The 4,053-nt window shown below is 67.6% G+C and carries 3 protein-coding genes and 1 pseudogene; 1 reads left to right on the top strand and 3 read right to left on the bottom strand.

What is annotated here, in order from left to right; translation table 11 throughout:
* Window positions 1–90 precede the first annotated feature (90 nt).
* On the bottom strand, window positions 91–342 hold the full coding sequence (locus ACWELQ_RS40220; protein ID WP_452402241.1) for a hypothetical protein: 252 nt from the start codon (window positions 340–342) through the stop codon (window positions 91–93).
* A 128-nt stretch (window positions 343–470) separates the two neighbouring features.
* Window positions 471–698 carry a hypothetical protein gene (locus tag ACWELQ_RS40215; RefSeq protein ID WP_452402243.1) on the bottom strand — a complete coding sequence of 76 codons (228 nt, stop codon included), beginning with the start codon at window positions 696–698 and terminating at the stop codon, window positions 471–473.
* A gap of 246 nt (window positions 699–944) precedes the next feature.
* Here ACWELQ_RS40215 and ACWELQ_RS40210 point away from each other — a divergent pair, with 246 nt between their 5' ends.
* Window positions 945–2,843, top strand: a complete 1,899-nt coding sequence (locus ACWELQ_RS40210; protein WP_452402242.1) for a glycoside hydrolase family 15 protein — start codon at window positions 945–947, stop codon at window positions 2,841–2,843.
* A gap of 58 nt (window positions 2,844–2,901) precedes the next feature.
* Here the strand turns inward: ACWELQ_RS40210 and ACWELQ_RS40205 are convergent.
* A pseudogene (locus ACWELQ_RS40205) lies at window positions 2,902–4,053 on the bottom strand (hypothetical protein); the annotation flags it as partial.

The raw sequence follows: 4,053 nt of genomic DNA, 5'->3' as shown, positions 1-4,053 counted from the left end.
TTCTCTGTCTGTGTGTGTCTTTGTTTGGTTGCTTGCGTGTGTTGGCTCCTCTCCCCCCCCCCCCCCACACCCCCAGCACAACCCGGAGGGTCAGTCCTCGGCGTCGACGACCGGCGGGGTCTCGTAGATGTCGAGCAGCCACTCCTCGGTGGCACTCTCGGCATCTTCCTCGTCCGGGCGGATGCGGTTGCTCAGGCGAACGCCCAGACCCAGCGTTTGGGCGGCCTTCACCATCTCGAGGGCCTCTTCGGGCCCGGTGTAGTGGGTGGCGATCAGACGGGGCTCGTCGTCGAAGTCCTCTTCGGACAGCACGAGTTCCAGACCTTCATCGGTTGTCGACATGGGTCAGCACAGTACGCCGAGAATTCGCCGCGGCGGTACCGAAACTCGCTCAGCGAGTGAACAACCAGGCGACTACCACAAGAACAAGGAGTGCGATCAGGGCAAGCTGGACACGAGAACGCGGCATCTCAGGCGGCTTCCTTCCGGATGCGACGCGGCGCGGCGGCGGGGACCGCGGCCTCCCGGGCGGCGATCCGATCGCGCCCGAGCACGCGCAGCGCCACCCGCAGCATCCGGTCCAGCAGGTAGGCGATGGCCAGGCAGACCGGCACCATGGCGGCCAACACCACCGCGAACTGGGGAACGAAGGGCAGCCCGGCCACCCACAGTTCGACACTGTCCCACCAACTTGCCATCGCATGCACGACCCCAGCCTAGGCCGAAGACGCAATGGTGGACGATTCGGGCTCAGCGGGCCGATCATGTCTTCTATGGAGTCGTATGACGAACCCGAGTCCTCGGACCGCCCGCTCGGCAGTGAGATCGGCATCGATCCGGTCGTGGACTTCGACGATCCCGCCTCGGTAGACGCTCCCCGCGAGGGGATCGACCGCAATGATCCGGCCCTGTCGGACAACTATCTGCCGTCCGCGACAGGTGGTATGCATCACTCCGTGTTTCCCCCCATCGACGACTACGCCTTCCTGTCGGATTGCGAGACCAACTGCCTCATCGCCCGCAACGGCTCGGTGGAGTGGATGTGCGTGCCGCGACCGGACTCCCCCAGCATCTTCGGGGCCATGCTGGACCGCAGCGCCGGGCATTTCCGCATCGGCCCCTACGGCCGCAATGTGCCCGCCGCGCGCCGGTATCTGCCCGGCGGGCTGATCGTGGAGACCACCTGGCAGACCGAGACCGGCTGGCTCATCGTGCGCGACGCGCTGGTGCTGGGCCCGTGGCACAACAACCGCTCGCGCAGCCGCACCCACAAGCGCACGCCCATGGACTGGGATGCCGAGCACATGCTGCTGCGCACCGTGAAATGCGTGAACGGTGTGGTGGAGCTGGAGATGAGCTGCGAGCCCGCCTTCGACTACCACAACGGCCCGGCCAACTGGGAGTACAGCGGCACCGTCTACGAACAGGCCAGTGCCACTTCACAAATCGAGGGCTGCCCGACCCTGACGCTGACCACCGACCTGCGCCTGGGCTTGGAAGGCCGGGAGGCGCGGGCCCGCACCCGGATGAAGGAGGGCGACGAGTGCTTCGTCGCGCTGTCCTGGTCTGATCTGGAACCGCCGCACACCTTCGCCGAGGCGGCGGAGAAGATGTGGCAGACCACCGAATACTGGCGGCAGTGGATCACGCAGGGCCGCTTCCCCGATCATCCGTGGCGCGGGTTCCTGCAACGCAGCGCGCTGACCCTCAAGGGCCTCACCTACGCGCCGACCGGCGCGCTGCTGGCCGCCGCGACCACGTCGCTGCCGGAAACCCCGGGTGGCGAACGTAATTGGGACTACCGCTACACGTGGGTGCGCGACTCCTCGTTCGCGCTGTGGGGCCTGTACACGCTCGGACTGGATCGCGAGGCCGACGACTTCTTCGCCTTCCTGCACGACGTGACCACCGACGACGACGGCAAACCCACACCGCTGCAAGTGCTCTACGGCATCGGTGGCGAACGCGAGATCACCGAGACCGAGGTACCCCAGCTGTCCGGCTACGACGGTGCGCGGCCGGTGCGCATCGGCAACGGCGCCTACAACCAGGATCAGCACGATATCTGGGGCACCATCCTGGATTCGGTGTACCTGCACGTGAAATCGCGTCAGCAGGTGCCGGAAACGTTGTGGCCCATGCTGGAGCGGCAGGTGCACGCGGCAATCGAGAACTGGCGCAATCCCGATCGCGGCATCTGGGAGGTGCGCGGCGAGCCGCAGCACTTCACCTCGTCCAAGGTCATGTGCTGGGTGGCGCTGGATCGTGGCGCGAAACTGGCCGAGCTGCACGGGGAGATGGACTACGCCAAGAAGTGGCACGACATCGCCGACGAGATCCGCGCCGACATCCTCGACAACGGCGTCAACTCCGAGGGCGTGTTCACCCAGAGCTACGGCAGCGAAAGCCTGGACGCCTCCCTGTTGCTGGTGGTGCTGACCCGCTTCCTGCCGCCCACCGATCACCGGGTGCGCGCCACCGTGCTGGCCATCGCCGACGACCTGACCGAGAACGGCCTCGTGCTGCGCTACCGCACCGAGACCACCGACGACGGGTTGTCCGGCGCGGAGGGCTCGTTCACCATCTGTTCGTTCTGGCTGGTGTCGGCACTGGTGGAGATCGGTGAGCTGGCCCGGGCCCGGCACCTGTGCGAGCGGCTGCTCGGCTACGCCAGCCCGCTCAAGCTGTACGCGGAGGAGATCGACTCGCGCAACGGGCGGCACCTGGGCAACTTCCCGCAGGCGTTCACCCACCTGGCGCTGATCAATGCCGTCATGCATGTGATCCGGGCGGAGGATTCCCGCACCGCGAGCACGTTCAACCCGGCCCACCCGGGCCGCTGAGAAACATACGGAGAAAACGAAATCGGCCGCTTTCGCGGCCGATTTCGTTCGATCTCGTTCAGTACGAGGAGTTCTCGCCGATCGTGTCGGCGCTCTCGCGGATCTCCCGCAACCGCACCAGCGAGCGTTCGATCTCGGTGAGCCGCGCCTCGCGGCCCGCGCCCGAGCCGACCGTGGCCGCCTCCTCGGCGGCCCGCAGCGAGGCGTCCACCGAACGCAGTGTGGCCGAGGCGATCTCGGTGAAGTGATCGCGCAGGCTGCGCTGCACCGAGCGCAGCCGGTAGCGGGACTCCTTGCTCACCTGGAAGATCACATCGTCCATCAGCCGGGCGACCGCCACCTTGGCCTCGGCCTGGCGGCGCTGGCGGCGGGCCTTGCGGTCGTCCCACAGCGCGTTGACGCCCAGCAGCACGGCCGCGCCGCCGGAGTACCAGTTCACCAGCGACATGTGCAGCAGGCTGGTGATCAGGCCGACCATCAGCAGGCCGCCGTAGGAACCGCGCAGCGCGGTCAGGACCTGTTGCGTGACACCGTGTTTGGCGCTGTCGAGCTTGTCCAGCGCGGCCACCGGTTCCAGCACCGCCCCGACATCGCCCGGATTGTCGAGCTTGAGATCCGGGGTGGGGATGCCGCTTTCGGGGAACTTGGCCGCCACCTGCTCGGCCAGCTCCACCGAGCGGTAGTGGGCGATGACGAAGTTCTCCTCCACCGCCTCGCAGATCTTGGCGTCCAGGTCCGCGCCGAACTCGGCCCAGCCCTTGGCCGGATTGCCCTTCATGATGTCGGCTTCGGCATCACGGATCAGGCTCCGAAGCCGGTGCCGCAGATCGTGTTCGGTGTCGGCCATCAGCTCGCCGGCCCCGTCGGCCAGGGTCACCTGCCAGTTGGCGGTGCGCTGGCGCAGCTGCTCGGCCTCCTCGCGGGTGCGGCGCAACTGCTCGGTGACCACGGTGAGGCGGCGCGGATCCCGCAGCGTCTCGGCCTCGCTGCGCAACGCCAGCGCCAGATGGTCGGTGATGAGCGCGATATCGCGCACCGCGGCCTGCACCGCCACCACGTCCGCACGACCCAGCACATACGAGCGCAGGTGGTCGAGCAGTTGCGGCACACCGGATTCCAGATCCAGCTGCTCGTCACCGTTGGCGGCGGCGTGCTCGTGCAGCCGCGCCGAGGCCGGGGCGACGGCGAAGGCCAGTCCGGCGGCGTCGAG

It is taken from the genome of Nocardia sp. NPDC004722 (genome assembly GCF_053601505.1).
Note: the sequence above shows the minus strand (reverse complement) of the source record. Positions and strands in the feature narration are given on the sequence as shown.